This is a genomic window from Mesorhizobium hawassense (assembly GCF_003289945.1).
Classification (GTDB): Bacteria; Pseudomonadota; Alphaproteobacteria; order Rhizobiales; family Rhizobiaceae; genus Mesorhizobium; species Mesorhizobium hawassense.
The window spans coordinates 39,718-64,837 of the sequence record NZ_QMBP01000025.1 but is presented as its reverse complement, the minus strand read 5'-3'; the positions used below and the strand labels follow the sequence as shown (position 1 = coordinate 64,837).

At 65.0% G+C, this 25,120-nt stretch carries 29 protein-coding genes; 16 read left to right on the top strand and 13 right to left on the bottom strand.

Annotated elements, in window-relative coordinates; genetic code table 11:
• Positions 1-349 precede the first annotated feature (349 nt).
• Both DPM33_RS32185 and DPM33_RS32180 read left to right on the top strand, forming a co-directional pair.
• Positions 350-709 carry an ArsR/SmtB family transcription factor gene (locus DPM33_RS32185; protein ID WP_040988334.1) on the top strand — a complete coding sequence of 120 codons (360 nt, stop codon included), beginning with the start codon at positions 350-352 and terminating at the stop codon, positions 707-709.
• Positions 710-912: 203 nt separating this feature from the next.
• Positions 913-1,455, top strand: coding sequence for a cytochrome b (locus DPM33_RS32180; protein ID WP_112101395.1), 543 nt, complete (start codon positions 913-915; stop codon positions 1,453-1,455).
• A gap of 439 nt (positions 1,456-1,894) precedes the next feature.
• Here DPM33_RS32180 and DPM33_RS32175 read toward each other — a convergent pair whose 3' ends face one another.
• From DPM33_RS32175 to DPM33_RS32155, 5 genes are all read right to left on the bottom strand, one after another.
• Positions 1,895-2,701, bottom strand: a complete 807-nt coding sequence (locus DPM33_RS32175; RefSeq protein ID WP_112101394.1) for an ABC transporter permease — start codon at positions 2,699-2,701, stop codon at positions 1,895-1,897.
• A gap of 4 nt (positions 2,702-2,705) precedes the next feature.
• Positions 2,706-3,539 (bottom strand): ABC transporter permease, encoded by an 834-nt coding sequence (locus tag DPM33_RS32170; protein WP_112101393.1) that lies wholly within the window; start codon positions 3,537-3,539, stop codon positions 2,706-2,708.
• A 25-nt stretch (positions 3,540-3,564) separates the two neighbouring features.
• A complete protein-coding gene (locus DPM33_RS32165) occupies positions 3,565-4,677 on the bottom strand; it encodes an ABC transporter substrate-binding protein (protein ID WP_112101392.1) in 1,113 nt (370 codons plus the stop codon).
• Between the two features lie 71 nt (positions 4,678-4,748).
• Complete coding sequence (locus tag DPM33_RS32160) at positions 4,749-5,843, bottom strand: ABC transporter ATP-binding protein (RefSeq protein WP_112101391.1); 1,095 nt, start codon at positions 5,841-5,843, stop codon at positions 4,749-4,751.
• 131 nt (positions 5,844-5,974) lie between these two features.
• Complete coding sequence (locus DPM33_RS32155; RefSeq protein ID WP_112101390.1) at positions 5,975-6,871, bottom strand: LysR substrate-binding domain-containing protein; 897 nt, start codon at positions 6,869-6,871, stop codon at positions 5,975-5,977.
• Between the two features lie 82 nt (positions 6,872-6,953).
• On the opposite strand from DPM33_RS32155, the gene DPM33_RS32150 reads away from it, so the two are divergent.
• From DPM33_RS32150 to DPM33_RS32140, 3 genes are all read left to right on the top strand, one after another.
• Entirely contained in the window at positions 6,954-8,549 is a 1,596-nt protein-coding gene (locus DPM33_RS32150; protein ID WP_167449289.1) for an amidohydrolase, read from the top strand.
• A 31-nt stretch (positions 8,550-8,580) separates the two neighbouring features.
• Positions 8,581-9,513 carry a dimethylarginine dimethylaminohydrolase family protein gene (locus DPM33_RS32145; protein ID WP_112101389.1) on the top strand — a complete coding sequence of 311 codons (933 nt, stop codon included), beginning with the start codon at positions 8,581-8,583 and terminating at the stop codon, positions 9,511-9,513.
• 159 nt (positions 9,514-9,672) lie between these two features.
• A complete protein-coding gene (locus tag DPM33_RS32140) occupies positions 9,673-10,395 on the top strand; it encodes a 3-keto-5-aminohexanoate cleavage protein (protein WP_112101388.1) in 723 nt (240 codons plus the stop codon).
• A gap of 88 nt (positions 10,396-10,483) precedes the next feature.
• Here the strand turns inward: DPM33_RS32140 and DPM33_RS32135 are convergent, their stop codons facing one another.
• The 3 genes from DPM33_RS32135 to DPM33_RS32125 all read right to left on the bottom strand — a co-directional run bounded on the left by DPM33_RS32135 (position 10,484) and on the right by DPM33_RS32125 (position 12,854).
• The gene (locus DPM33_RS32135; RefSeq protein ID WP_112101387.1) at positions 10,484-10,885 is read right to left on the bottom strand and encodes a GFA family protein; all 402 of its coding nucleotides are present in this window, start codon (positions 10,883-10,885) and stop codon (positions 10,484-10,486) included.
• 23 nt (positions 10,886-10,908) lie between these two features.
• The gene (locus DPM33_RS32130; protein WP_112101386.1) at positions 10,909-11,967 is read right to left on the bottom strand and encodes a Gfo/Idh/MocA family protein; all 1,059 of its coding nucleotides are present in this window, start codon (positions 11,965-11,967) and stop codon (positions 10,909-10,911) included.
• Between the two features lie 101 nt (positions 11,968-12,068).
• Entirely contained in the window at positions 12,069-12,854 is a 786-nt protein-coding gene (locus tag DPM33_RS32125; RefSeq protein ID WP_112101385.1) for a ThuA domain-containing protein, read from the bottom strand.
• Between the two features lie 213 nt (positions 12,855-13,067).
• Between DPM33_RS32125 and DPM33_RS32120 the strand changes: the two genes are divergently transcribed.
• Positions 13,068-13,823 (top strand): bestrophin-like domain, encoded by a 756-nt coding sequence (locus DPM33_RS32120; RefSeq protein ID WP_112101384.1) that lies wholly within the window; start codon positions 13,068-13,070, stop codon positions 13,821-13,823.
• Here DPM33_RS32120 and DPM33_RS32115 read toward each other — a convergent pair whose 3' ends face one another.
• Positions 13,824-15,092 carry a glycosyltransferase gene (locus tag DPM33_RS32115; protein ID WP_112101383.1) on the bottom strand — a complete coding sequence of 423 codons (1,269 nt, stop codon included), beginning with the start codon at positions 15,090-15,092 and terminating at the stop codon, positions 13,824-13,826.
• A 241-nt stretch (positions 15,093-15,333) separates the two neighbouring features.
• Positions 15,334-16,863, bottom strand: a complete 1,530-nt coding sequence (locus DPM33_RS32110; RefSeq protein WP_342634388.1) for a tlde1 domain-containing protein — start codon at positions 16,861-16,863, stop codon at positions 15,334-15,336.
• Between the two features lie 241 nt (positions 16,864-17,104).
• Between DPM33_RS32110 and DPM33_RS36470 the strand changes: the two genes are divergently transcribed.
• The 3 genes from DPM33_RS36470 to DPM33_RS32100 all read left to right on the top strand — a co-directional run bounded on the left by DPM33_RS36470 (position 17,105) and on the right by DPM33_RS32100 (position 19,525).
• Entirely contained in the window at positions 17,105-17,242 is a 138-nt protein-coding gene (locus tag DPM33_RS36470; protein WP_167449288.1) for a hypothetical protein, read from the top strand.
• Positions 17,243-17,441: 199 nt separating this feature from the next.
• Positions 17,442-18,968: a multicopper oxidase family protein gene (locus DPM33_RS32105; protein ID WP_112101381.1), complete on the top strand. Its 1,527-nt coding sequence runs from the start codon at positions 17,442-17,444 to the stop codon at positions 18,966-18,968.
• Positions 18,965-19,525: a cytochrome c gene (locus tag DPM33_RS32100; RefSeq protein WP_112101380.1), complete on the top strand. Its 561-nt coding sequence runs from the start codon at positions 18,965-18,967 to the stop codon at positions 19,523-19,525. Before DPM33_RS32105 ends, DPM33_RS32100 begins: the two co-directional genes overlap by 4 nt.
• A 109-nt stretch (positions 19,526-19,634) precedes the next feature.
• On the opposite strand, the gene DPM33_RS32095 is transcribed toward DPM33_RS32100, so the two are convergent.
• Positions 19,635-20,117 (bottom strand): DUF2127 domain-containing protein, encoded by a 483-nt coding sequence (locus tag DPM33_RS32095; protein WP_112101379.1) that lies wholly within the window; start codon positions 20,115-20,117, stop codon positions 19,635-19,637.
• 38 nt (positions 20,118-20,155) lie between these two features.
• Here DPM33_RS32095 and DPM33_RS32090 point away from each other — a divergent pair, with 38 nt between their 5' ends.
• The 6 genes from DPM33_RS32090 (at position 20,156) to DPM33_RS32070 (ending at position 24,186) form a co-directional block, all read left to right on the top strand.
• On the top strand, positions 20,156-20,698 hold the full coding sequence (locus DPM33_RS32090; protein ID WP_112101378.1) for a phosphatase PAP2 family protein: 543 nt from the start codon (positions 20,156-20,158) through the stop codon (positions 20,696-20,698).
• A 107-nt stretch (positions 20,699-20,805) separates the two neighbouring features.
• Entirely contained in the window at positions 20,806-21,039 is a 234-nt protein-coding gene (locus tag DPM33_RS32085; RefSeq protein ID WP_112101377.1) for a hypothetical protein, read from the top strand.
• Between the two features lie 99 nt (positions 21,040-21,138).
• Entirely contained in the window at positions 21,139-21,285 is a 147-nt protein-coding gene (locus DPM33_RS36465) for a hypothetical protein (protein ID WP_167449287.1), read from the top strand.
• A gap of 346 nt (positions 21,286-21,631) precedes the next feature.
• Complete coding sequence (locus DPM33_RS32080) at positions 21,632-22,882, top strand: GGDEF domain-containing protein (RefSeq protein WP_112101376.1); 1,251 nt, start codon at positions 21,632-21,634, stop codon at positions 22,880-22,882.
• A gap of 288 nt (positions 22,883-23,170) precedes the next feature.
• A complete protein-coding gene (locus tag DPM33_RS32075) occupies positions 23,171-23,389 on the top strand; it encodes a hypothetical protein (RefSeq protein WP_112101375.1) in 219 nt (72 codons plus the stop codon).
• Between the two features lie 92 nt (positions 23,390-23,481).
• Positions 23,482-24,186, top strand: a complete 705-nt coding sequence (locus tag DPM33_RS32070) for an SOS response-associated peptidase (RefSeq protein ID WP_112101374.1) — start codon at positions 23,482-23,484, stop codon at positions 24,184-24,186.
• Between the two features lie 47 nt (positions 24,187-24,233).
• On the opposite strand, the gene DPM33_RS32065 is transcribed toward DPM33_RS32070, so the two are convergent.
• Together DPM33_RS32065 and DPM33_RS32060 are read right to left on the bottom strand one after the other, a co-directional pair.
• On the bottom strand, positions 24,234-24,494 hold the full coding sequence (locus DPM33_RS32065; protein WP_146770360.1) for a hypothetical protein: 261 nt from the start codon (positions 24,492-24,494) through the stop codon (positions 24,234-24,236).
• 3 nt (positions 24,495-24,497) lie between these two features.
• Complete coding sequence (locus DPM33_RS32060) at positions 24,498-24,758, bottom strand: hypothetical protein (RefSeq protein WP_146770359.1); 261 nt, start codon at positions 24,756-24,758, stop codon at positions 24,498-24,500.
• A gap of 137 nt (positions 24,759-24,895) precedes the next feature.
• Here DPM33_RS32060 and DPM33_RS32055 point away from each other — a divergent pair, with 137 nt between their 5' ends.
• Positions 24,896-25,075 carry a hypothetical protein gene (locus tag DPM33_RS32055; protein ID WP_112101371.1) on the top strand — a complete coding sequence of 60 codons (180 nt, stop codon included), beginning with the start codon at positions 24,896-24,898 and terminating at the stop codon, positions 25,073-25,075.
• Positions 25,076-25,120 lie beyond the last annotated feature (45 nt).

Here is a 25,120-nt window from a genome sequence, read left to right as displayed (position 1 = left end):
AACATGGCGGCGGGGTCTCGTCAGCCGGGCACGGCGGCTGGCGTGCTTCCTCGCCTGGCCGTTGTTTTTTGCGGGCCTCGTTATATTCTTGCCGAAAGAGCGCAGCGCTGATACGCATTAGCAGCGTGGAATTTTTCCGAGTCTGCATTGACTTGGCTAGGGAAAGCGCCGCGCATTTTGTCCCTGACCAGCAACTCCGACGTGGTGGCAACCGGGTTACGAAGGGGTTCTGGTCGAAAAGAAGCAGGGCAGGTCCCGTGTCCAAATCGGGGCAGGCCGATCAACGCTCTGGAACTCTGAAGCCATTGCCCCCATGGCCTTCGGAAGAGCATGAACCATGGGGAAATCGATGGTAACCAAGAAACTTACCGCTAACGCAGAAAGCGCGGCAGCCTTTCTTGCGGTGATGGGCAACGAGAAGCGTCTGCTCATCATGAACTACCTCGCCGAGGGCGAACTTTCTGTCGGCGTGCTCGCCGACAAGGTCGAACTCAGCCAGTCGGCGCTGTCGCAACACTTGGCCAAACTGCGCAGGTTTGGCCTGGTCGAAACCCGCCGCGATCGTCAGATGGTCTATTATTCCTGCAAGTCTTCGGCAGCGCGCGAACTTCTGGCGTTGCTCGACGGCCTGCTGGCCATGGACAAGCCGCTTGCCGGACCGGCAAGGCAGGCTTTTGTCGAGAGGATGCGGCGGCCGCAGGCTGCCTGAATTGCCTGCAACGCACGGACGAGGCCGGGGGGCCTTCGTCTGCGCGGCGCCTGGACGGCGTGGATGCAAAGAGACCGCAATCCGGGGCGCTATCGCGGGCGTCTCGTCCCTTCGTCGAAGCCTTACGAATTCTTAATTTTGCGGCCACAAGTCTGCCGGGAACGCGTTCGAAACGGGGAGCCCTGCTAACGGAGCCGCGCAGCATGGCCGTCGCCACGACCTACACGTCCGCCCAGAAGTTCCTTCACTGGACACTATTCGTCCTCGTCGTCCTGCTCTATGCGCTGACCTATGGCGACGCGTTTTATTCGCGCGGGGACCCGGCGGTAGCATTCTTCTGGCGTTTGCACATTTCGTTTGGCCTTCTCTTGGCCGCGCTCGTATTCTGGCGAGTGGTGTTGCGCGGCCTTCGGGGCGCGCCCGGACTTCCCTCGGAAATGTCCGCCCCCGAGCAGGCAGCGGCGAAGATCGGGCATTTCATTCTCTATGCCCTGCTGATCGCCATTCCCGTCCTCGGTATCCTGCTGACCTGGTTTCGGGGCGACGCGCTGAGCTTTTTCGGCCTGTTCACAATACCCGCGCCCTTTGCTCCGGACCGGGCCACCGCGCGCACCATTCGCGAGCTGCATTCACTCTGCGCCAACGGCGTATTGATTATGGCCGGCATACACGCCGCGGCTGCGCTCTATCATCACTTCGTTCGCCGGGACGCGATCCTGACCAGAATGCTGCCGGGAGACCGGTAGCCAGCATCCAATCGCGGCGGACCGGCGGGCCGATCCGGCTCCACGCCTCGCCGGCATCCATCACTTTTGATTGAAGCACGTTGCACCGGCGCGGTCGTGAGTGCTCGCAAGGCAATGATAATACGCCATTTTTCGCCGGCGGCATTCGCTCTTGCCGACCTGAAGATTACGGATTTGTAAGTCGCCCGGCTGAGCCTCGTTGGCTAAATTTCGAGGCGATCCACACCCCCGGATCATGACGGCGCTGGACTTCCACTCCGGCTCCGTAAGAGGCCCGCCGCTCCCGGCGGGCCTCTTTAATTCAAACCACACCCTAGAGCGTTTCACCGTTTCACGGAAACGGCGAACGGCCCTATCTCTTTGTCTTGACGCAATTCCGAACGGGAAAGCTACGACGAAGTCGCCGAGCCTAACCGCTCACACTTTTCCTGGAATTGCTCTAAGCCGAGGCGTTGCGCCGCGTGATCAGGCTGCGCGCGATGAGCACCAGCACGGTGATGATGATCAGGATCACCGAAAGTGCCGCGATCGCCGGATCGATGTTGTCACGCAGGCCCATCCACATCAGGCGGGGCAGGGTGATCGCGTTGACCGACGTGATGAACAAGGTCACGCCGATCTCTTCCCAGGAGAGCACGAAGGACAGAAGCGCGGCTGTGACGATGCCGAACTTGATGTTGGGCATGATGACGCGCGTCGCGCGCTCCCACACGCTGGCGCCCAGGCCGCGCGCGGCGAGGTCGATGCGGCGGTCGAGTTGGCTGAGCGAAACGAGAAGCAGCACCGTGGCGAACGGCACCGTCATCACCGAATGCGCCATGGCCACACCCAGCCAGGTGTCGTAGCCGAAGTACGAGGTCAGGCCGGAGACCGAGGTGAGCAGGAAATAGAGCGTCACCGCCGAGACCACCGGCGGCACCACCATCGGCAGCAGCACGAAGCCGACGAGGGCAGCCGTAAAGCGCGGCTGGAACATCCACACGCCCAGGCTGAAGGTGAGCGCCAACGCCGTGGAGAGGATGCTGCTGACGATGCCGATCCTGAGCGAGAGCAGGATGGAGTCCAGCCAGCGGGGGTCCTCGATCAGCGAGCGGTAATGGCGCAGCGACAATTCACCCGTCGGCATGGTCAGCATGCGGCTCGGTGTCAGCGACACCGGGATGACCGCAAGCAGCGGCATCAGCAGGAACAGCGCCACCAGCACGGCGAGGGCAAGCGAGACGGGACCGGGACGGTAGGTGGGCATGGCGCTACACCAATTGCTTCGGTTTGACGTAGCGGAAGAGCAGCGCCATCAGCGCGCCGACGAACACCACCAGCACGACGCTGATGGCAGCACCAAGCCCCCAGTCCGGGCTCTGGAAGATGCGCAGATAGATCAACTCCGCGATCATCACTGAGCGGCCGCCGCCGAGGATTGCCGGCGTGACGAAGAACCCCAGCGAGAACACGAAGGTGATCAGCGCCGAACCGATGATGCCGGAGCGCGTCATCGGCACGAACACCGTCCAGAAGGTGCGCATGCGGCTGGAGCCTAGGCCGCGCGCCGCGAGCAGCACGCGCTCGTCCAGGCTGCGCATGGCGGACGCCAGCGGGAACACCGCGAAGGGGATCAAGAAATGAGACATGCCGACGATGACGCCGAACTCGTTGCGCACCAGGGTCAGCGGCTCGGAGATGAAGCCGATCGATTGCAGCCAGGTGTTGATCAGGCCGCGATTGGAGAGCAGCGCCACCCAGCCGAAGGCGCGTGTCAGCACCGAGATCCAGAACGGCACCAGGATGCAGAATTCGGCAAGCACGCGCTGCACCGGGCTGCCGCGCACCCACACCACGGTGATGGCATAGGCGGCGGTGACCGAAACGACGGTGACGATCGCCGCGATGCGCAGCGTGCGGATGAACACCGACTGCACCAGCTCGTCGGTAAGCAGGGCGTGATACTGGCCGAGACCGGGGGTGGGGAGGGTAAAACTCCACTTCACCACGCCGAGAAACGGCCAGGCATAGGCAAGGATCAGGAACAGGAGCAGCGGCGCCATCAACAGCGCCGCGCCCATCCTGTCGGAGAGGGTGCCTCTCATCGTCGTCAAGAAGCTCTCGGCCCGATCAGGCCGAGATGATCTTGGTGTATTCGTCGAGCGCCGCGCCGTAGTTCTTGGCGTACCAATCCATGTCGAGCGCGATCTGCTTCTTCATGTTTTCCGGATCGACCGGGTTGATGCGCTTCTTGTCGGCCGGGATCAGCGCATCGGCCGCAGGATTGGCCGGGCCCTGTCCGAGCTTGTCGAACATGACCAGCTCTTTCTGCGGATCCTGCGTGCTGGCGATGAACTTCATCGCTGCGTCCTTGCCGCCGGGATTGTTCTTCAGCACCGCGAGCGCGCCGGGCGAAATCAGGCCCTGGTCCCAGATGAACTTGATCTGGCCGCCGGAGTCCTGCTCGATCAGCGAGGCGCGGGTCGACCACACGATCGCCATCGAGGCTTCGCCATTGAGCAGCACGCTCTGGCTCTCGGCGCCGCCGCCCCAATAGGAGACGACGTTTTCCTTGAAGGCGGCGATCTTGTCATGCGCGCGCTTGAGGTCGAGCGGATAGAGCGATGCGGGTGCGACGCCGTCGGCGAGAAGGGCGGCTTCCCAGCTCGACACGCCCCATTTGTAGAGCGATCGCTTCCCGGGGAATTTCTTGACGTCGAAGAAATCGGCCATGCCGGTCGGCGCGTTGGAGCCGAATTTCTGCGAGTCGTAGGCGATCACATAGGAGAAGAAGTAGGTCGAGGCGGCATATTCCCAGCCGAAGCCCGGCCGCATCTTGCTCTTGTCGACGACCTTGTAGTCGATCGGCTCGAGCATGCCCTGGCCGCCCAGCGTGATGGCCGAGAACGGATCGACGTCGACGAGATCCCAGGTCGGCGCGCCGCTCTTGAATTGCGCCGCGATGGCGCCTTCGGTCGGGCCCGAGCCGTCCATCTTCACCGGGATGCCGGTGTCCTTGGTGAAGGCCTGGCCATAGGCGGCGTCGTAGGCTGTGATGGCGTCGCCGCCCCAGTTCACCAGCACCAGCCCTTTGGTCTCGGCGAAAGCGCCGGTCGAGCGCAAGAGCATCGGCGTGCCGGCGAGCACGAGGCCAGCGAGCTGCGCGAATTGGCGGCGCGAAATCTCGCCGCGCTTGGTCCGCTCGGCGAGCGATTCGATCGTCTGTTTCTTGGTGTCGTTCATGTCAGTTCCCCTTGTTGTCGTTGATTTGAACCGGAAACCGGCGCGGCGATCTCAGGCCGCGGCGGCGCTCTCTACTGTCCTCCGTCCGGAAGGAGGAAACCCTTTTCCGCCGGCCAGGTCAGCCAGACGGAATTGCCATTGCTCAAGGCCGCGGCCGCGACCTCGTTCGGCACCGAGACGGTGACCTTGGCGCCCTGGCGCGTGGTGAGGTCGAGCTTGGTCGCAGCACCCAGATAGGTCGAGGCGATGGCGGTCGCGGCAATGCCGTTCTGGTTGACTGACGCTTCCGGCGCGATCGACATGTCCTCGGGGCGGATGGCCAGGATCGCGTCGCCTTTGATCGCCTCGGCCTTGCAGCGCATGTTGACCGCGCGGTCCTCGCAGAGCCCGGTGGCGCCATTGTCGGCGGGGCGTACGCCCTTCACCGGCAGCATGTTGATCTCGCCCAGGAACTCGGCGACGAAGCGGTTGGCTGGCCGGTCGTAGACCTCGTCCGGCCTGCCGACCTGCAACAGCTTGCCGTGGTTGAAGATGGCGACGCGCGACGACAGCGCCAGCGCCTCGCTCTGGTCGTGGGTGACGAAGACGAAGGTGGTGCCGGTCTCCTGGTGCAGCCGCTTCATCTCGGCCTGCATCTGGCCGCGCAGGCTCTTGTCCAGCGCCGAGAAAGGCTCGTCGAGCAACAGCACGCCCGGCTCGAACACCAGTGCCCGCGCCAGCGCCACGCGCTGCTGCTGGCCGCCGGAAAGCTGCGACGGCAGTTTCTTCTCATGGCCCCTGAGACCGACGCGCTCGACCATCTCGCCGACACGGCTTTTGATCTCGGACGCGGATTTCTTGCGCACCTTGAGCGGGAAGGCGATGTTCTGCTCCACGCTCATATGGGGGAACAAAGCATAGCCTTGGAACACCATGCCGGCGGCGCGCTGCTCGGCCGGCCGGTGGGTGATGTCGACGCCGTCGCTGAAAAGCTTGCCTTCGCTCGGCTGCACGAAGCCGGCGAGGATCATCAGGAAAGTGGTCTTGCCTGAGCCGGAGGGGCCAAGCAGCGTCAGGAACTCGCCGCGGCCGATATCGAGCGTGAGATTATCCAGCGCCCGGAAGGAGCCGAAGCTCTTACCGATCCCGTTCGCCTTGATCTCTGCGGCCCGGCCGGGTTGCTGCATCCTGGCTCTTTCCTCAGTTCCCGGTGAAATCGTAGGCACGGCGCGCGTTCACCGCAACCGAATAGTTTTCGCCTGATCGGCAAATTTGATTCACGGGTGGGCGACGGGCGGTGGACGTTGGAGCGCCATTCTCAATACTTCGTCTGGCTGCTCTCCGACAGCTTAGCCCGCAGCCAGTCGCTGAAGGCGTTGAGCACCGGGTGTCTCGCCTTGGCATGCTCGAACACCAGGAAATAGGCGCGCGGCGAGGGCACCGACGCCTCGAACGGCTTGACCAGACGGCCCTCGCTCAGCGCGCGACGGCCGAGCAACTCGTCACCAAGGGCAATGCCCTGGCCGGCGATCGCCGCTGAGAAGACGAGGTTCATGTCGGAAAAGAAGATGCCGCCCTCGGTATCGGGGTTCTCCACCTTGGACAGCGCCAGCCAGCGCGCCCAGTCCTCGGTGTCGCTGAGATGCAGCAGGTTGGCGCGCAGCACGTCGGCGGGCTTGGCAAAGCCGCCGACCTTGTTGAGCAGCGTCGGGCTGCAGAGCGGCATGAAGGAAACTTCGCAAAGCAACTCCACCGCCCGGTTCGGCCAGTTGCCGACGCCGAAGGCGATGAAGGCGTCGGCGTCCGGATTTGAGACGTCGTCGAGGCGGCGCGGCGTCAGCACGGACAGCGCCACATCCGGATACACTTGCTGGAACTCGCCGATATGGATGCACAGGAACATCGAGGCGAAGCCTGGTGGGCAGGAGATGGCGAAGGAGCCGCCGACGCCGGCGCCATTGGTCTGCGTCCCGGCGTCGCCGAGCACGGTGAGCGCCTTGCGAACGTCCGAGGCATAGCGCTGGCCGCGCGGCGTCAGTGCCACGCCCTTGCCGATGCGCTGCAAGAGATCGAAGCCAAGATCGCGCTCGAGCAGCCGAAGCTGGTGCGAAACGGCGCTGCGGGTGAGGTGGAGCTCGTCGGCGGCGCGCCACACGCTGCCGTGACGGGCGAAGCTGTCGAGGGCGCGCAGCGCCTGCGTGGATGGTATGCGCAAGGGGCCTCAGGTGAACCGAATTTGCACGAGCCGGGAAAACATATCACTTTTTGACGAGCCGCTTCACTGCTTTCTTTGTACCATGGACAAACCGGTGACGAGTTCCGCGCAGGAAACCGCGCTTGCCTGCATCGACGGTATCCAGCCGCTGCTGTCGGCCTGGACGCGCACCATCTTCGATTTCGGCGAAACCGCCTGGCGCGAATACCAGTCGGCGGCCTGGTATGTCGACCGGCTGAAGCGCGAGGGCTTCTCGGTCGAGGAAGGCTCCGGCGGCATGCCGACGGCCTTCTGCGCCCATTGGACCAATGGCGACGGCCCGGTGATCGGCATGTATGGCGAGTACGACGCCGTGCCCGGCAATTGCCAGGATGCCGCGACGGTGAAGCGCGCGCGGCCGGGCCTTGGTGTCGAAGCGGGTGGCCACACCGATCCGCATTCGGGCCTCGGCATCGGCAGCCTCGGCGGGCTTCTCGCCGCCAAGGCCGCGATGCTGGAGCACGGCATCAAGGGCACGCTGCGCTTCACCGGCGAGCCGGCCGAGAAGGTGAGGGGTTCGAAGCCGATCCATGCGGCAAAAGGCTATTATGACGGCCTCGCCGGCATGATCTCCTTCCATCCCTTCTACATGCTGCCGCTCTGCAACACCGCACGCTGGGACACGCATTGCGGCGCGGCCTATGCGATGATCTATCGCTTCGTCTGCGACGAACCCGAAAATTGGGGCCGCGCGGCAAGCGACGGTGCGCCGATCCCGCAGGCGCACTCCGCGGTCAGGGCGCCCGGCGCCAATGACGCGCTGATGATGATGTATATGGCCTCCAAGGCGCTGCGCGATTCCATGCTGACCCATCAGGGCGGCTGGTCGATCAGCGAAGCGATCCTGACGGCAGGGCAGGCGACCGCCGACAACCTGCCGGCCGGCCTTGCCGAAATCCAGTACATGATCCGCGTGCCGACTATTCGTATGGCCGAGCAGGTGACAGCCGTGCTCGACCGCAACGCGGAAGCGGCGGCTAGGATGAGCGGCTGCCGCTACGAGCGCCACTGGGTGTCGAAGTCGCGGCCGGGCCTGGCCAACCACGCCATGGCCGACATCACCTACGCGGCCCTCTCCACTGTCGGCGCGCCGCAGTGGAATGAAGAGGCAAGGGCCATCGCCCGCGAGGTCCAGGTCAATGCCGGCGGCGAGGCGACGGAGAACCCGTTCATCGATGAGCTGGAGCGGCTGATCACGCCGCGCGAGGCGGAAGCGATCCTGCGCCGCGACCTGCCGCCGTCGCAGGTGAACTCGACCTCTGACGACTACACCGACATGAGCTGGCACGCGCCGACATCGCGCTTCTACGTCGCCCGTCCGGCGCTGCGCGCGCCCAAGGGCCATACCTATCCGGCATGGGTGATGAACGCGCTGGGCGGCATCCCGGCCACCATCGACCCGATGGTCACCTGCGCCGCCAAGACCGTCGCGCTGACGGCGCTGCGCCTGCTCGAGGACAAGGCCGCGCGCGACGCCGCGATGGGCGAGTTCGTCGAGCGAACCGGCGGCGGCGTCGGCGGCTCGAACTGGATCGCGCCGCTTTGCGACTACGAAGCGCCGATCAATTTTCGCTGGCCGGAATATGTCACTACGCCGCGCGGGCGCGACTGGTGGATTCCGGCTGCTTCCACCGCATGACTGACCAACAACTTAGCTCGAGGAGAACCCCATGACCGTCCATGACCGCATCGTCGCCGAGCCGTTCTCGCTGCAGCGCCGCAACCCCAATGGCGGCACCAAGCCGTTGACCGCCTGGGGCTTCGCTAACGAGACCGATGTGCTGACCGACGTGCTGCTCGGCTCGCCGAACTTCCTGCGCCATTTGTCGACCAGCTCGCTGTCGCGGAAGCACCTGCGCGAGGCGCCCTGCAACGTCCAGATCGCGCAGGCGCAGCACAAGGACCTCGTTGCCGCCTACGAGCATTTCGGCGTCAACATCCACTGGCACGAGCCGACGCCCGAACTGCCGATGCAGGTCTATTCGCGCGACTCCAGCGTCATGACGCCATACGGCGCATTCATCACCGCCATGGCCAACTGGTGGCGGCGCGGCGAGAACTATGCCGCCATCCGCACCTATGAAAAGCTCGGCATCCCGATCTACGACATGGTGACGGCAGGCACCTTCGAGGGTGGCGACTTCAACGTCATCGAGGACGGCGTGGTGCTGATCGGCTGCGGCGGCGCCCGCACGCAGGAAGAGGGCGCGCGCCAAGTGCAGGCCTGGTTCGACAAGGAGGGTTGGGAGACGCGCCTTGCCTTCATCGACGAATATTACGTCCATATCGATCTGATGGTGGTGCCGATCGCCGAGAAGCTCACCGCCGTCTGCCTTGCCTGCACCGAGCCCGGCATCGTCGACTGGCTGAAAGGCAAGGGCCACGAGATCATCGACGTGCCCTTTCAGGACACGATGGCGCTCGGCTGCAACTTCATGTCTCTCGGCAAGGACAGGGTGATCGCGCCGACCTCCAGCAAGACGCTGATCGAAAAGCTGAAGGCGCGCGGCTTCGAGGTCGCGGCCGTCGACATGAGCGAGATCTCCAAGACCGGCGGCGGCATCCACTGCATGGCGCAGGCGCTGAAGCGCGTGCCGGCGTAACGGATTTCGAAGTTCGCCATCGCCCATGAAAGCTTACCCTCTGGCCCACCGACCAGAGGGACATTGCTGTGCGGCCTGTCAGGAGATTTGATCGCTCCGGTTCCGGCCAATCCGATCCTGCGCTAGGCTCTCGCCGCCCGAAACAGGATTGCCGCATAGATGATCGTCCAGGCCTGCATCAACGGCGCCCGACCCGCCGACTTTCATCCCGCTTTGCCGCTCGACCCCGGGGCGATGGCGCGCGACGCCGCGGCCTCGATGGCGGCGGGCGCGGCCGAGCTGCATGTGCATGCGCGCGGCGCCGATGGCCGGGAGAGCCTGGCGCCCGAGGCGATGGACGGAACGGTCGCGGTGCTCCGCCGTGCCTGTCCTGGAACGCTGATCGGCGTCTCCACCGGCGCCTGGATCGAGAAGGATGATCTGCGCACGCTGGTTGCCATCTCCGGCTGGCGCGAGCTGCCCGATTATGCCTCGGTCAATCTCAGCGAGACGGCGGCGCCCGTCGTCATGGAAAGCCTGCGCCAACGCGGCATCGGCATCGAGGCTGGATTGGCGTCCATCGCCGACGCCGAGCGGCTGGTCGGCCTCGACCATGGCGGCCGGGTGCTGCGCGTGCTGATCGAGATTTCCGAGCAGGCGCTGGACGAGGCCTTCGCCGTCGCCGACGGCATCGAGACGGTGCTGGAGCGCGCCAGCATCCGCCGCTCCATCCTGCTGCATGGCGAGAACGCGACCGTGTGGCCTTTCGTGGAAAGGGCGGCGGCGCGGAAGTTTTCGACGCGGGTCGGGCTGGAGGACGGCAAGGAGTTGCCGGACGGCGCAGTGGCGGACGGCAACGCCGCGCTGGTCGCCGCAGCGGTCGGGATTTATCGCGGGGCGTGATGACAGCCAATCTCCCCCGCGAGGGGGGAGATCAGCAGTTTCGGCCCCGCCGCGTATCCGCGTTTGCCACTACTTCTACCCGGCGTCTTCAACCGAACGTCGCCAGCGGTTCGGCCTTGATCTCGACCCATTCGCACCGGCGGCTGTCGTGGTAGAAGGACTGGAAGGGCGGCGGAAACGACGGGTCCGCGAACGCGCCGACCGGAATGGCGGTAAGGCCGGGCTGCGTGTCGATGCGATAGTGGACGGTGGTGCCGCAGTCCGGGCAGAAGCTGTAGATGACGCGGCCGCCCAGCTCGCCGACGCGCGTGAACTCGAGGGCGCGCCCCTCTATCGACACGTCAGCCTCGGCAAACCGGACGTTGTAGCTGAAGGCGCTGCCGGTGCGCCGCTTGCAATCCAGGCAATGGCACACCGAGATGCGGACCGGCTCGCCCGAGCACGTGGCTGACAACTGACCGCAGGAACATTCGGCGCGACGCGTGACCATAGAGGCTCCTCCCTGCAGGGACATTACTGCGTATCCGCCTTGGCCCTCAACTCCGCGCGTTTCTCATCCGACACCACGGCGAGGTCCAGCACCTTCTGCAGGCCCGCCGCGTGGCGGAAGGTCGGTTCGGCCTGCACGCCGCTCCTCACAGCCTCGACGAAGCGCTGGTAGTTGGTCGGCACGGTGCCGGCGTCGAGCTCCTCCCATTTGGCGCTCTCGATGTTGTTGCCGATACAGGCCTTCAGAGCCGAGCCTTCGAGATTGTGCACCACCTCGACGCCGCCCTTGTCGCCATAGATGCGCAGGCGCAATTCGTTCATGTGACCGGTGGCCCAGCGGCTGGCATGCACCACGCCGAAGGCGCCGTTGGCGAAGTCGAGCGTCATGGCGAAACTGTCATTGGCGTCGAGCTGGTACTCGCCGATGCGGTTGCCCGGCGCCTTGTCGAAGGCGCGCAGCCGGCAGAACACATGGTCGATGTCGAGCGCCGCGCCATAGCTGGCGAAGTCGAGGATGTGGATGCCGACATCGCCGAGCACGCCGTTGGAGCCGTGGCCGCGCGACAGCCGCCACAGCCATTTCGGATCGGTGCGCCAGTCGCCCCAGAATTTCGACACCAGCCAGCTCTGCAGATAGGACGCCTCGACATGCCGCACCGTGCCGACCTCGCCGGCCTGCACCATCTGGCGCGCCTTCTGCAGCGCGGCGACGTTGCGATAGGTGAGGTTGACCATATTGACGATGCCGGCGGCTTCCGCGGCATCGGCCATCTCGCTGGCCTTGCCGAAATTCTCCGCCAGCGGCTTCTCGCACAGCACCGGCCTGCCGGCGGCGACCAGCGCCATGGTGGTCGGGTGGTGGATGCGGTCTGGCGTGACATTGGCGACTGCGTCGAAATCGCCCCAGTCGAGCGCAGCCTCCAGCGAGGTGAAACGCTTCGGGATCTTGAAGCCGTCCGCGAACTCGCCGACGCGCTTTTCATCGACGTCGACGGCCGCCGCCAGCTCGACACCCTCGATGGCGCCGAAGCGACGGGCATGTTCCTGCGCCATCCAGCCGGTCCCCAGTATCAAAAGCCGCATCTTTTGCTCCTCCGAGCGATTTGGTTCGATTCAAAGATTTGAGGGAATGTGAGCCAGGCGGGATTTCTACGCAATCCCGGACGAAGAACGGTTGCTCCTTTTTAGCGGAAGCCGGCCTCGCCATGCGCATGCAGCTTGCCGCCGCGCTCCTCGATCGGCTCCAGCGCCTTCTCGACCGGCACGTTCGGCGCCTTGAGGATCGCGGGGTTCGACCCTTGCGGGTTGTGCGCCCATTTCACCGCGTTGCGCAGCACCTTCTGGACCATCGCATCATGATAGGTCGGATAGGTTTCGTGTCCGGGGCGGAAGTAGAAGACATTGCCGGCGCCGCGCCGGTAAGTCAGGCCGGAGCGGAAAACCTCGCCGCCCTGGAACCAGGAAATGAACACGGTTTCCAGCGGCTCGGGCACGGCGAACTGCTCGCCATACATCTCCTCGTTCTCGAGCTCGAAGAACTCGCCGACGCCTTCGGCGATCGGATGGTTCGGGCTCGTCACCCAAAGCCGCTCGCGCTCGCCGGCCTCGCGCCATTTCAGCGTGCAGGAGGTGCCCATCAGCCGCTTGAAGATCTTCGAGAAATGGCCGGAATGGAGGACGATCAGCCCCATGCCTTCCCAGACGCGCTTCGCGACCCGCTCGACCACCTCGTCGGCGACCGCGCCATGGTCCTTGTGGCCCCACCAGACCAGCACGTCGGTCTCGGCGAGGCGGGCTTCCGGCAGGCCGTGCTCCGGCTGCTCCAGCGTCGCGGTCGAGGCGGAGATCGCCTTGTCGGCGGAGAGCGCCTTGGCGATCGTCGCGTGCATGCCTTCCGGATAGATGCCGGCGACCACCTCATTGGTCCGCTCATGGATGTTCTCGCCCCAGACGACAGCGCGAATTGTCATGGATAGCCTCGTGAATGATTGGGAGCCGCCCCGGCGTCATAGATAGCGTCTTGCACCAGTATTGGAAGCGGTTTTCGACCTTCGTTCCACGGCGCGCGGAGCCCGGCGCAAATGCTCCCTGCCGGCCAACAACATACGCCGTTATGCTATGATGTCGATTCAACCGCTCCACGGGCAATTGGCAAGGGCCGCGCCTTGGCTAAAATGTCACTCATGGGCGAAGTGCTTGTAGGAGCAGCGATCTTTGCTTGTCTGGCCGGGGCCTCGTTGGTCGGCCTGATGGTGCATGAGCGCTTCCCCGCTCACCACCTTGGGGACGACACCAGCGCGGTGGTGCGGCTTGCCGCGAACCTTTTCGTGGTGATGTCCTCATTGATGCTCGGCCTCATGATCAACTCGGCCAAGAACACGTTCGAGTCCATCAACGGCAACGTCCACACCTTCGCCACCGATCTTATCCTGCTCGACCGAACGCTCCGACATTACGGACCGGAGACGGACAGCGCCCGGCAGTCGCTCACCGCCTACGTGCAGCGCGTCGTAGACACCTCGACCGCGAACAGCGACACGACAGTGGTCCCGAGCAGGCTGTCGGAACTGCTGCTCAATCAGGTTGGCGACATCGTCGCTGGATTGACGCCTACCGATGCCAAGCAGATCGCTGCGCAGCAGGCCGCAACACAGCAGCTGCAGAAAGTGATCGAGCAACGCTGGATACTTGCCGAGCAGTCCGAAGGCGCCATCCCCGCGCCGCTGATCGTCCTGCTCGTCGCCTGGCTGACGCTGATCTTCGCCAGCTTCGGCTTCCGGGCACCGCGCAATGGAACGATCGTCTTCACGTGCCTCGTTTCCGGGGCGCTGGCGGCCGCGGCGATCTACTTGATCGTCGACATGGACAGCCCCTTCTCCGGCCCGATCCAGGTCTCGCCGGCGCCCCTGCAAAGGGCGCTGGCGGAACTCACGCAATAGTCAGTCACCAGCCGATCGTCTCAAACGTCCACGCCGATCCATCGTCTCCAACAACAGCTTTGCGGCCATCTCGGCGCCGTCGGCGCGGATCAGGCGAGCGACCGCATTCGCCCGAGCGCGGGTTTCGGGCGCGAGCGCCTTGTCCAGCGCCGCCGACAACGATGCCCTCGTCGGCACCGGGCCGTCATGCGCGGCGCCGATGCCGAGCTCGGCGGCGCGCTTTGCCCAGTAAGGCTGGTCGCCGATCTGCGGCACGATCACCTGCGGCGCTCCCGCCCGCGCGGCGGCGACCGTGGTGCCTGCGCCGCCGTGATGAATGACGGTGGCGACGCGGCCGAACAGCGCCTGCTGGTTGACCTCGCCGGTCACGAAACAGTCGTCGCCATCGTCGATGCGGCCGAGCCCAGCCCAGCCCTGCGCGATCACAATGCGAAGGCCCTTGGCGCGTATCGCCTCGATGGCGGCGCGGCCGGCTTCGCTCGCGACCGATATCGAGCCGAAGCCGACATAGACGGGCGGCGAGCCGGCATCGAGGAAAGCTTCGAGCCCGTCGGGGAGGGGGCGTTCGTCCGGCAGGATGAAGGCGCCGGTCTGCACCGCGTCGATCAGGTCCGACGGCAGCCATGGCCCGAGCACCGGGTCGCAGGCGAGCAGGACGGTATCGCCATAGACATAGTCCCGGATATTTTGCACCGGCGGCTGTCCGAGCGAGGCACGGTGGCCGTTGATCGCCTCGCCGAACAGCGCGTTCTTGGTCCGGATATCTGTTTCCCACAACAGCCGGTTGTCGGTCACCCCGATCGGCAGCGGATGGCTTGGATACTCATGCGGTCGGTTGTGCGGCGACGGCAGCCAGATGGGGCAAAACGTGCCGAGCATGTAGCGCATGCCGCGTCGCTCCGCGACCATCCGCGCGGCGGCGCAGGACGGAAACAGGCCGAACGCCACCACGGCGTCGCAGCCTTCGGCGGCCGCGCTCAGCGCCGCATATTGCCTTGCAACGATCTCGGCCGCCTGGCCGGAAATGAGCCTGGCCCGGTCCTCGGGCGAGGCCGATCGCGACCGATGGATCATTTCCTTCGCCCATTCGCGCACCGGCGCGAAGGCTGGCACGAAAGCCACGCCGGCACGGGCGGCGAGGGCGGCAAACTCATCGTCGCCCGGCGCGCTCACCCTGGCTTCGGCGCCATGCGCCCGCAATGCCGCGCCCAGCGCCGCCAGCGGCTCGACGTCGCCGCGCGAGCCGTAAGTCGATAACAAAATCCGCATTCCATGCTCCGTTGTCTTTTTTCGGAGCAGCGTTGATACGCCATGGGCGGGGTCTTGCCGCAAGCCCGGGCCGCGCCATATCTATATCCTGGGAAGGGTCGTTATCGCTGCCACGGTTGAGGTAGCGACTGTCGCGATCAGTTGCGACGGCAACAGCCCGGCGCGTTTGGCGCCAGGCCCTTCGGATCAGCAAGTGGGAATCAACATGTGCCGGCGACCAGCGCGCCGGCTCCGGTGGCGTTTAGCCCTGGCGGCCTTCCTGGGCGACCTGGGTGGGGGACCGTGTCAGGCGCGGGACGACGACAAGGCGCTTGATCTTGCCGCTTTTGTAGGCGGCAAGGAAGCGGTGATAGTCTTTGAAGACGACGCAGCCATTCGACTCGGCGCGCCCGCCGCGCAGCATATAGGTGTGCGCGAGCAGGCCGTTGCGGCCATATTTGTTGCCGCCGCTGGCCGGCGTCAGCCGGATTGCCTCGACGCCGTGAAAGCGCGATTCACGCATCGACAGATTGTAGGTGTCCGGCGGCGTCGGGCCGACATTCTTGCGGTTGACGAAGCGCGGCTGGTCGACCATCGAACCCAGTCCCGAATGCGCCTCGAGCCTGGAGCCGTCCGGCATGTAAACCGTCTTGGCCGAGATATCGTACACGGCCACGCCATTGCCCGTCGAAGGTCCGTTGAACAGGTTGCGGAAGGCGTTGCCCATCCCACCGCGCTCCGGGGTGTCCGGCTTGGCATAGGCGAGCATCTCTGATGCCTGCGCCTTGCGCTTGGCGGGCTTGGAGTCGGCCACCATCGGCTTCGAATTCGCTACGCCCGGCAGGGCCTGGTCGCCGCTCCTCGGCGAGACGGCCGTCGACGCGCTTTGCGCGGTGTCGGTTGGGGCCGGCTGCGGCTTGGCCTTGGCGGCCTGCGGCTTCGCGGTCTCGGGCTTCTGCGGCTTGGTCGCGTTCTGTTCGGGCGCCTCGGTGGCGCGCTGAAGGGTGGTGCGCGGCCGAAGGCCGGGCACGGCAATGCTGTCGGGCAAATCGTCCTGCGGCGGCAGCGAGGCGACCTGATACTCGCCGTCCTGGCTCTTTTCCGCATTGTCGGCGACATCGGGCGCGTCGCTGTTTTGCAGCGCGACGGCGGTCGCAACATCCGCCGTATCTTCCGGCGCGATGTTGGCAAGCGCCAGCGCCAGGTCGGAAGCGCCGGCGGTCTCGGCCGGCTGCGAACCGAAGCGGGCTTCCGCCGGGGCGTCCGGCTCTGCGCCGCCGAAGCGGCTGGCCGATGGCAGGCTGGCAAGCAGGAACGGCGCCTTCTCGGCGCGGGCAAAGGCATCGGCAAGCTTCTGCGGCGACAGCGCGGCTTTCTTCACCACGCCGTCGAAACGATCGGCGGCCCCGGCGGCCGAAGCCACCAAGACGACCTTTTCCTGCGCGACGCTGTCCGGCGCCGGCAGTTTGAGGCGCGCCATCTTGCCGTCATGGCCATTATTCTTCAGTTTTTCAGGGGCTTGGTCGCCATGGCTAAAGCTTGTCGCGAGGCTGAAGCAACCTGTGTCGCAGCCGCCGGTGAGCGAGCCTGCCTTATAGCCGCCATTGGCGGCAAGGCGCGGCGCCCAGGCATTGGCGATCTGCCGGCGCTGGTCGCCAAGCGCGATGGTGCGCGGCGAAAGCAGGCCTTGCGGCAATCCGTTGGAAGCGGCGGTCAGCGAGGTGCTCACCGAATAGAGCCCCGCCAAAGTGGCGGCGGACCATAGGGCGAGGGCGGCGCCGACAGCAGGCACCAGGACCCAACGATGACCAGACTTTTTCGAAGTTACCCCCCCATGAGGAGCGTCACCCCGGTTTTTCAAACGCAAAAACGCCATACGACCACTCTCAATCGGCATGCCGGTTTGCGGACCTGGCACCCGTCACGATCACAGTTCGCTGGTGCCCCCTGCACCTTCACGCGTCTGTTGCCGATTGATTCAAAAGATGGACAAAGTTGGTTAACCAATCCCTCCACCAATCGCCATTTTGGCGATGGTCCATACGAAAAAAGAGCTCTCCATGGTCTGCGCCACGGTAGAAATGCTCTTCCTCACCCGCTTTGCTGCCCGTTTTTCCAGCCTGTGTCAAGAAACCGTGAAGACCGGAACCGCAGCGTCGTCAGCCGGCTAGAGGCCGATTGAGGTTAAAAAACGGCAATGAATGAAGGTCGCGCGGCTGTCCTGGCATTTCTTTTTGGGCCAGGCGAAACCCGGCATGGCCGCGCGCCGGCCTCTCGATTTCCGCTTGACCTTCCAGTTGCTGGAACCCGTAGCGTGTTGAAAGGATCGTCCCGGCGGCGTCCTTCCCAATCACGCTCGAGGAGAAAAAGATGCACCGACGCGGTTTTCTGACGGCAGGCCTGGCGACGGTTCTGTCGGGTTCTCGCGCACTCGCGCAGATGAAGATGGACGGCATGTCGAACATGGACTCCATGCCCGGCATGGATATGAGCGGTCATGCCGGCCATGACATGGGCGCCATGGCGCATGCGCCAGCGGCGCTGCCCGAGGGCGAGGCGCTGCGTGAATTGCCGCTGCTTGCCAACGAGGCCGGTCGGCCCGGCCTGTTCAGGGCGAGGTTGACGGCCGGGCCCGCCACGGCGCGCTTCGTCGAGGGCAAGGACACCCCGATCCTCGCTTACAACGGCACGAGCCCGGGGCCGCTGATCGAGGCCCATGAAGGCGAACGCGTCGAGATCACCTTCGCCAACCGGATCGCGGGCGAGCAGAGCACCATCCACTGGCACGGCATGCCGGTGCCCGCCGGCCAGGACGGCAACCCGATGGATCCGGTGGCGGCGGGCGCCGACCGCGTCTACGCCTTCGATCTGCCCGAAGGCTCGGCCGGCTCCTACTGGTATCACCCGCATCCGCATGGCCGGACGGCCGAGCAGGTCTATCGCGGCCTTGCCGGCGCCTTCATCGTCAAGGCAAAAGCCGATCCGGTCCCGGCCGCCTATGGCGACACCGCGCTCGTCTTCACCGACCTTCGCCTCTCCGCCGACGGCTCGATGCCTGAAAACACCATGATTGACACAATGAACGGCCGCGTCGGCGACCATGTGCTGGTCAACGGCCAGAAGAACCCGAAGCTGGCGGTGGCGATGGGCGCGAAGCAGCGCTTGCGGCTCTACAACGCCACCAATGCGCGCTTCCTCAGGCTCGCCTTCGCCAACGCCGCGATGACGGTGATCGGCAGCGACGGCGGTCTCCTGGAGGCACCGGTGGCGGCCGACGAGATCCTGCTCAGCCCGGCCGAGCGCGTCGAGCTGGTCGTCGCCTTCGACCGGCCGGGCGCCGCCAGCCTCACCACGCTCGCCTACGACCGCGGCTGGATGGGGCCGGGCCGGCCGGCGGATGCCGGGCTGACACTGCTGACGGTCGATGTCTCCGACGCACCGGCCGAGGCGATGCCGCCGCTGCCCGAGCGGCTGCGGCCGATCGCGCCGCTTGGGACCCCTACTGTCAGCCGCCGTCTCGTCTTCACCGAGACGATGGCGATGAATCCCGCCGGCATGGAGATGGGTTTCCTGATCAACGGCAAGGCGTTCGACATGGCGCGCGTCGACATCGTCGCCAGGGCAGGTGACACCGAGCTTTGGGAAATCGTCAACCAGGCCGACATGGACCATCCGTTCCATCTCCACGGCACGCAGTTCCAGGTCGTCGAGCGGGAGCGCGACGGCAAGCTCGCCAAGCCGCCTTATCTGGCGTGGAAGGACACGGTCAACGTGGCGCGTGGCGAGACGGTGCGGCTCCTCACGCGTCAGGAGCGGCCGGGCGCGCGCATGTATCACTGCCACATCCTCGAGCATGAGCAGCTCGGCATGATGGGCATCCTCGACGTCCAGGCATGAGGGTCCGCGTCGTTGTCGCGGCGGCGATGCTTGCGCTGGCCGGCCCGTTGATCCTTGCTCCGTCGTCGGCGGCGGGTCCGGGCGATCCCGTCGTGGCGGCGCGCCAGGCCTCGATGAAAGAGATGGCCGCCGCCGCCAGGGCGATCGCCGAAATGTTCGACCGCAAGCGCGCCTATGAGCCGGCGGCCTTCAAGCAGGCGGCGGACACGCTGAACGCCCGCGCCGGCGCCCTGATTGGCGAATTCCCGCATGGCACGCTTGGGGCGCCGTCCGCCGCCATGCCTGAAATCGACGACGCCCGGCCGGAATTCGAGGCGCTCGCGCGCCATATCGGCCGGCTCGCCGACGCGCTCGCGGCCAAGGCCGGGAACGCGCCGGCCGCCATCACCGCCGACATGCGGATGACCGGCCCGCCCATGGACGGCGGCAGCCTTCTCGGCAAGCGCCCTGGCGCCGCCGAGGCCGATCCGGCCAAAATGCCGGCGGAGCACCTGCTGCACCTTATCCTGCAGGATTGCACCAGCTGCCATTCGAAGTTCCGACGCAAAACCGAATGAGGCCGGGCGCGGCTAGCATGGTCCCGAAAAGTGGGAACCGGTTTTCGGAGAAAGATCATGCTCCAGCAAAAGAGTTAGGCCGTGATGGCGATTCAAACGCCTTCACGGTCTAGGGCGCGATATGGCGGCGCACCGTCTTCCACTCCTGCCAGATCAGCCACATGACGATCGCGTCGAAGACGGTCAGCACGAGCAGGCCGGGCGAATGCGTGTAGGAATAGCGATAGAGCTGGTAGGCCATGAAGGCGCCGAGCGCCATCAGCGAGGCAGGGTAGGACCACAGCTTGCCGCGCAGCAGCCCGATGACCAGCAGGAGCTTAATGAGGCCGTGGCTGAGCAGGTAGAAGGCATAGAATTCCTTGCTGGCGACGGAGAACCCCGCGGCCATCCGCGACAAATGGCCGGCGATGAAGTCGTTGGGATCCTCGATCAGTTCTTCCTGGGTGAACATGTTGACCCAGGAAGCGATGGTTTCGGTGGTGACGAGGTAAAGCAGGATGCCGCCGACACACTCGATCAAGGCATGGGCACCTTTTAGCCATACACTGACCTCAAAGAGCTGGTGAATGCGGTGCTCGCCGGCGGGCTTCAACGATCGACCTCACTATTGGCCAGGGAAATCAGATAAGAATGGACGTTTCTCTCACGCACTGGATCAACGCAGCCGCCGGCATCAGCCCGCTCCTTGATAGGACAATGATCGCCATCTCACAATTCGGCGTGCCGCTGATGGTGATTTCCGTTGCCCTGCAATGGTGGTCCAGGAACGATCGCGTCCATGTGCGCCATGCCTGCCTGTCCGCCGGCCTTTCCTTTCTGCTCGGGCTGGCGATCAACCAGGCGATCCTGCTCTTCGTCCACCGTATCAGGCCTTACGACGCCGGCGTCACGCATCTCTTGATCGCGCCCAGCGCCGACTGGTCGTTCCCCTCCGATCACGCGACCGCCAGCATGGCGATCGTCGCCGCCTTCGCCATGCAGACGCTGCCGCGCCGCGCGCTGGCGCTGTTCGTGGCGGCGTTCATCATCTGCTGGTCCAGGGTCTTCATCGGAACGCATTACGTGAGCGATGTGATCGGCGGCGCCGTTACCGCAACTATTGGTGCGCTGGCGGTGCGATTGGCCTATCGCGAAAATTCACGGCTCGACGCCTTCGCCACAAGGATACTCTGAGCGCCCGTCAGTGCGCCGGCTGCTGGCGAGTGATCGGCGCATCACAAAAGTGACGCGCTCGCCCGGCTATATGCTAGGCTGACGCCGCCAGAACAGGGTTCATCGTTATGGATGCCAGCCAATTGCAGGCCATAGGCGATACGCTGATGCGCCTCGTCACCCCCGACATGACGCCGAAAGAGCTGGTCAAGGCGGTGCGCAAGCAGCACCCCGATGCCAGGAAGAAGGACATCGCCCGCGCGGCCTTCCACGCCATCATCGCCAATGCCGACGAGGATCCCGGCAAGTCGCGCAACCTTCAGGCGTTCGCGCTTGCCGAGCGCACCCAGCGATCGGGATAAATTGCCGCGAATTGTAGCGTTGGCCTTGCCGGAAATTTAATGAGCGGTTTCTAATTTATTGACTCAGCCGGCAGCCAGCCCCAACCGGTAATGAGCTTCATGACCAAAAACCTCGGCAATGCCAAACCCAGCGCTCCCGCCAAGGAGATAAACCCCTCGCTGTTCAGCAGGGCCGCGCCGGCGCTGTTCCCGCTGGTCGTCGCCGCAGTTGGCTATCTCGTGGGCAGGCATTTCCTCGGCTTTTGACGCGGGCGGCTGTTGCTGCATGTTATTTCCGGGCGATCCGATCGCCATTGGCCCATGACAATTGGTCCCTCTCGGCCCTGCAGCCTTTGCTGCTTTGGTCCTAGGGCCTAGGTCGTTCTTGCCCTTGCTTGGGCGCAAGCGCATCCTTTTGATAGCCGGCGGCCTCGCAAACTCCGGTCAGGCCCGGCCGCCGAACCCAGTATCACCCCCCCAAGGCTGCCGGGCCGCTGCCGCCCCGCAAATTTCTCGGCACTCCACGCTATCGGCATACGGCCACGCCTTTACCGATTGTTCAGTCCTGCCACGCATCCTCCGCCGCCGGGCGGGTAGGATTGAGGCTGACGCGATGCATCGGGTGCTCATGGAAACGCCGCCGCTGGCGACGGAAGACCTCGCCGAGGCCGAACGCCTTGATGCGCTCAACCGCTTCGATGTGATCGATACGCCGCGCGAAGAGGCCTTCGACCGCATCACCAGGCTCATCAGGAACATCTTCGACCTGCCGGTCGCCATCGTCTCGATGATCGACGGCCACAGGCAATGGTACAAGGCCTATGAAGGGCTGGAGAATCGCGAGGTCAGCCGCGACCAGACCTTCTGCAAATACACCATGCAGGACCTGATGCCGCTGGTGGTGCCCGACGCGCGAGACGATGCGCGCTTCGCGCGGAACCCCATGGTGACGGCGGCCCCTCAGGTCCGCTTCTATGCCGGCGTGCCGCTGCGCACCACTGACGGCCACAATATTGGCACCATCTGCGCCATCGGCTTCGAGCCGCGCGCCTTCAGCCAGCGCGAGAGCGCCATCCTGTCGGATCTCGCCGCGCTCGCCATGGACGAGTTGGAACTGCGGCAGCTGGCTTCCGTCGATGCCTTGACCGGCGCGCTGTCGCGGCGCGCCTTCAAGGAGCGGGCCGCCAGCGCCTTGGCGCTCGCCCAGCGTCACAAGCATGGCCTCGCCTGCATCGCCTTCGACCTCGATCATTTCAAGTCGATCAACGACAATCACGGCCACGCCACCGGCGACAAGGTGCTGGCCGCCGTTGCCGCGGCCTGCCGCGGCCTGCTGCGCGGCACCGACATCTTCGGCCGCCTGGGCGGCGAGGAGTTCGCGCTGATCCTGCCGCATACCGATCGCGCGCATATGGGCGGCGTCGCCGAAAAGGTCCGCGAGGCGATCGAGCGGATTGCGATCAGGAACGGCGGCACGGCGGTTCCCGTCACCTCGAGCTTCGGCATGGCGGCGCTCGATGCCCGCACGGGCGACATCGACGCGCTGCTCGCCAATGCCGATGCGGCGCTTTACGAAGCCAAGGCCGGCGGCCGCAACCGCTGCGTCGCCTGGCGCCCGCCGAACGACGCTCCGGCCGGACCGCGCCGCCGCGTGTTGAAAGCGGGGCGCATCCTTTTCAACAACCGCATGTCGTCGATCGACTGCACGGTGCGCACGCTGGGCGAGGACGGCGCCGGCCTCGACGTCACCAGCGCGGTCGGCGTGCCGGAGACCTTCAGCCTGCAGATCCGCTCGGACGCCTTCGAAACCCGCTGCCGCATCGTCGCCCAGGCCGAACGCCACCTCGAAGTCGAATTCTGCTGAGCCGGCGGGACGTAGGGACCGCACTGCCTCAAATCGTTTTTATTTAATATACCTCGGAAATATATTGAATATCGGCGAGCTGCTTTGCACTAAAGGCCAATAAATACGGCTCTTTCGGCGGCCTCGAACGCGCTAGATCATAGGGGGTGGGAGGCAGCAGTTCTTCGGCTAGAGCAATTCCAGGAAAAGTGTGAGCGGTTTTCCGTTCGGAATTACGTCGAAACAAAAGATAGAGCGGTTCGCCGTTTCCGTAGAACGGTGAAACGCTCTAACGAGCAGGAGCTGTACATGGTAACGGGAGAACCAGACAGTGTCCGCGTAAAGGCCATCAATGGCCAATGGATCGTGCGCATCGTCGACGGCGGCAGGCTGACGCAACAGGTGTTCGACATTAACGCGCAGGCCGAGACCTTCGCCGAGGAGGAGCGGCTGCGATTGGGACTGCCGGGGGAGCCGCCGGCCGAGGGGCCGGCCGGGCCGACGCGGCGCGGCAGGCGGACGCGCTGAGATGATCGACGCTTATCGCGGTCAGAAAGCGCTGCGGTTTGCGCTTCGTGTGAAAATGCGGGAAACAGATCGGCGGACGGGGAACGCTGCCGATGTGCAATCTTTACAACATCACCACCAGCCAGGAGGCGATCCGCCAGTGGACGCGCGCGCTGCGTGACATCACCGGCAACCTGGAGCCGTCGGTAGACATCTATCCCAACCAGCCCGCGCCTGTCGTGCGCAACGCCGCCGACGGCAGCCGCGAACTCGCCAGGCTGCGCTGGGGCATGCCGACGCCGGCCGAGCGGGTGCGCGGCAACGCCGATTCCGGCACAACCAACATCCGCAATCCGCAATATGCCCATTGGCTGCCCTATCTCGGCGTCGAGAACCGCTGCGTGGTGCCGGTGACGAGCTTCGCAGAGCCATCGCCGAGGCCGGGCGACAAGGATCCGGAAACCGGCGTCCAGAAGAACTTCTGGTTCGCGCTTAGCGAGGAGCGGCCGCTGTTCTTCTTCGCCGGCCTGTGGACCCCCTGGCATGGCGTGCGCAAGGTGAAGGAAGGTCCGGGCGATCACGAGCTCTACGGCTTCCTGACCACGAGGCCCAACGCGCTCATCGCGCCGATCCACGAGAAGGCAATGCCGGTGATCCTGACGACGCAGGAACAGACCGAGTTGTGGCTGACCGCGCCGTGGCCGGAGGCGAAGAAGCTGCAGCAGCCGGCGCCGGACGATGCACTGGTGATCGTGGAAAAGCCGGCGACGCAGATCAAGTTCCCGGCCGAACCACCGGCGCAGGGATCATTGTTTTAGCTTCCACGAAAGGGGACGAAAGGGGAGGGTATTGGCTTGGGCAACCCTCACCCCCGCGCCTTTTGCAGCACCCAGATATAGCCCTTGGGCGGATGGTCCTGGTCGATGAACTGGGTCTTGACCTCCGTGTCCTTGCGGCCGCAGCGTTTGCAGCGGAAGCGGATGGCTTCGAGCGGCTTGTTCCAGCCCACCACCTTGGCCACGTCGTTCGCCCTGAAGCGACCGGCGTGGTAGCAGTGGCGGCATTCCACGACGAGCAGCATGTTGGCCTTGGCGGCGCGGCCGACGCTGTCCATGGATCCAGCCATCCGTCATGTCCGGTCGCAATAGTCCTCGGGCAACGGCAACAGGCCGAGCTGGGCAGTCCGGAAATCCGGTTCCCGACCCGCCACCGCGCCCATCACCTCGTGCAGCCGCTCGACCAGGCCATTGAGCCGCCAGTACATCTCGCCATTGGCCTTGAGGTTGCGCTGCGCCGCCAGCACCGTCTCGCGCAGCTTCAGCGCGTCGCGAATGATCGCCTCCGCGTCCGAAGGGAACAATCTGTCATAGCGGCTTTTCCGTCTGCCCAACGCGGCTCTCCCTGATACCGAGCAACCGCCCCATCTCCTGACAAAATAAGAACGCATTCCTCGGCAAGTCAATTCGTTCTTGACATTTTTGTTCCCTTTTTGTTCACTTACTAATGTAAGCGACAGGAGCAGGCACTATGGATCACATCGTGAGGTTGGACGGTCGCCAGGAAACCGCGCTTCAGGCGGTCGCCGAGAGCTTCATCGCCCAGCATAAGGGCGACCCGGTGAAGGCGCTGAAGGAGATGATCGTGCTGAACGGCCATCTGCAGGAACGTCTCGATACACTCAGCGTACCACGCAAAGCGGCGCGCTGACGAGCCGCGTGCCTGACTATCGTGGGGCGGGGAGGTCTGCGCGTC

What these genes read in the sequence shown, in the direction of transcription:
- DPM33_RS32175 (WP_112101394.1), bottom strand. Translation starts at nt 2,701, where the DNA reads ATGCCCACCTACCGTCCCGGTCCCGTCTCGCTTGCCCTCGCCGTGCTG.
- DPM33_RS32085 (WP_112101377.1), top strand. Translation starts at nt 20,806, where the DNA reads ATGGATGCCAGCCAATTGCAGGCCATAGGCGATACGCTGATGCGCCTC.
- DPM33_RS32145 (WP_112101389.1), top strand. Translation starts at nt 8,581, where the DNA reads ATGACCGTCCATGACCGCATCGTCGCCGAGCCGTTCTCGCTGCAGCGC.
- DPM33_RS32105 (WP_112101381.1), top strand. Translation starts at nt 17,442, where the DNA reads ATGCACCGACGCGGTTTTCTGACGGCAGGCCTGGCGACGGTTCTGTCG.
- DPM33_RS32090 (WP_112101378.1), top strand. Translation starts at nt 20,156, where the DNA reads ATGGACGTTTCTCTCACGCACTGGATCAACGCAGCCGCCGGCATCAGC.
- DPM33_RS32170 (WP_112101393.1), bottom strand. Translation starts at nt 3,539, where the DNA reads ATGAGAGGCACCCTCTCCGACAGGATGGGCGCGGCGCTGTTGATGGCG.
- DPM33_RS32180 (WP_112101395.1), top strand. Translation starts at nt 913, where the DNA reads ATGGCCGTCGCCACGACCTACACGTCCGCCCAGAAGTTCCTTCACTGG.
- DPM33_RS32135 (WP_112101387.1), bottom strand. Translation starts at nt 10,885, where the DNA reads ATGGTCACGCGTCGCGCCGAATGTTCCTGCGGTCAGTTGTCAGCCACG.
- DPM33_RS32075 (WP_112101375.1), top strand. Translation starts at nt 23,171, where the DNA reads ATGGTAACGGGAGAACCAGACAGTGTCCGCGTAAAGGCCATCAATGGC.
- DPM33_RS32070 (WP_112101374.1), top strand. Translation starts at nt 23,482, where the DNA reads ATGTGCAATCTTTACAACATCACCACCAGCCAGGAGGCGATCCGCCAG.
- DPM33_RS32140 (WP_112101388.1), top strand. Translation starts at nt 9,673, where the DNA reads ATGATCGTCCAGGCCTGCATCAACGGCGCCCGACCCGCCGACTTTCAT.
- DPM33_RS32080 (WP_112101376.1), top strand. Translation starts at nt 21,632, where the DNA reads ATGCATCGGGTGCTCATGGAAACGCCGCCGCTGGCGACGGAAGACCTC.
- DPM33_RS32115 (WP_112101383.1), bottom strand. Translation starts at nt 15,092, where the DNA reads ATGCGGATTTTGTTATCGACTTACGGCTCGCGCGGCGACGTCGAGCCG.
- DPM33_RS32055 (WP_112101371.1), top strand. Translation starts at nt 24,896, where the DNA reads ATGGATCACATCGTGAGGTTGGACGGTCGCCAGGAAACCGCGCTTCAG.
- DPM33_RS32065 (WP_146770360.1), bottom strand. Translation starts at nt 24,494, where the DNA reads ATGGCTGGATCCATGGACAGCGTCGGCCGCGCCGCCAAGGCCAACATG.
- DPM33_RS32100 (WP_112101380.1), top strand. Translation starts at nt 18,965, where the DNA reads ATGAGGGTCCGCGTCGTTGTCGCGGCGGCGATGCTTGCGCTGGCCGGC.
- DPM33_RS32130 (WP_112101386.1), bottom strand. Translation starts at nt 11,967, where the DNA reads ATGCGGCTTTTGATACTGGGGACCGGCTGGATGGCGCAGGAACATGCC.
- DPM33_RS32185 (WP_040988334.1), top strand. Translation starts at nt 350, where the DNA reads ATGGTAACCAAGAAACTTACCGCTAACGCAGAAAGCGCGGCAGCCTTT.
- DPM33_RS36465 (WP_167449287.1), top strand. Translation starts at nt 21,139, where the DNA reads ATGACCAAAAACCTCGGCAATGCCAAACCCAGCGCTCCCGCCAAGGAG.
- DPM33_RS36470 (WP_167449288.1), top strand. Translation starts at nt 17,105, where the DNA reads ATGGTCCATACGAAAAAAGAGCTCTCCATGGTCTGCGCCACGGTAGAA.
- DPM33_RS32160 (WP_112101391.1), bottom strand. Translation starts at nt 5,843, where the DNA reads ATGCAGCAACCCGGCCGGGCCGCAGAGATCAAGGCGAACGGGATCGGT.
- DPM33_RS32125 (WP_112101385.1), bottom strand. Translation starts at nt 12,854, where the DNA reads ATGACAATTCGCGCTGTCGTCTGGGGCGAGAACATCCATGAGCGGACC.
- DPM33_RS32120 (WP_112101384.1), top strand. Translation starts at nt 13,068, where the DNA reads ATGGGCGAAGTGCTTGTAGGAGCAGCGATCTTTGCTTGTCTGGCCGGG.
- DPM33_RS32150 (WP_167449289.1), top strand. Translation starts at nt 6,954, where the DNA reads ATGGACAAACCGGTGACGAGTTCCGCGCAGGAAACCGCGCTTGCCTGC.
- DPM33_RS32165 (WP_112101392.1), bottom strand. Translation starts at nt 4,677, where the DNA reads ATGAACGACACCAAGAAACAGACGATCGAATCGCTCGCCGAGCGGACC.